Below are 628 nucleotides of genomic sequence, written 5' to 3' on the forward strand. Positions count from 1 at the left end.
CTAAATACAGTAGAGCATTCAAGCAACAATTAGCAAAGCTTGCTCAACACGAGAGTTCTCTAGAACTTAGTCGCAAGTTTGATGTTCCATCTAGCCTAATTCGTTATTGGGCTTCGGTTTTCCAGATACACGGTTTAAACAGCTTTGTTCACGCAAACTCCCCTTACGACTCAAGTTTCAAATTCAAAGCCCTCAAAACCATGCAGGCGAATAATTGGTCACTCGGACATTGTAGCGCTTACTTTGATTTATCCTCTCCAGGTATACTATTTCAATGGCAAACACTTTATTCTCGCGAAGGAATTTCCCGACTGACTCCAAAGAAAAAAGGTAGACCTCGCATGAAACATAGCTCTTCTGAACTCAAGCCTTCAGAACAGATGACAGAAAAAGAGCTAAGAGAAGAATTAGAGTACTTACGTGCAGAGAATGCTGTTTTAAAAAAGTTAGCAGCCTTGGCTCAAGCAAAAAAGAAGAAAGCAAAGAAAAGGCCTTAGTGGTCGATGAGCTCAGGGCGAGATTTAGCTTACAGCAATTACTTAAAGCAATAGAGCTACCCAAAAGTGTTTACTACTACCATCGTAAACTATTGAAAATAATGTGCCCTAATGAAGCCTTAAAGTCGCGC

The 628-nt window shown here is 40.4% G+C and carries 1 protein-coding gene; it reads left to right on the top strand.

All coding sequences use genetic code 11. The features are described 5' to 3' along the window. The coding region (locus tag Nant_RS21415; protein ID WP_054339595.1) for a transposase at positions 1 to 497 on the top strand (497 nt) is incomplete at its 5' end. Positions 498 to 628: the final 131 nt, after the last annotated feature.

It is taken from the genome of Neptunomonas antarctica (genome assembly GCF_001305295.1).
Taxonomy (GTDB): Bacteria; Pseudomonadota; Gammaproteobacteria; order Pseudomonadales; family Balneatricaceae; genus Neptunomonas; species Neptunomonas antarctica.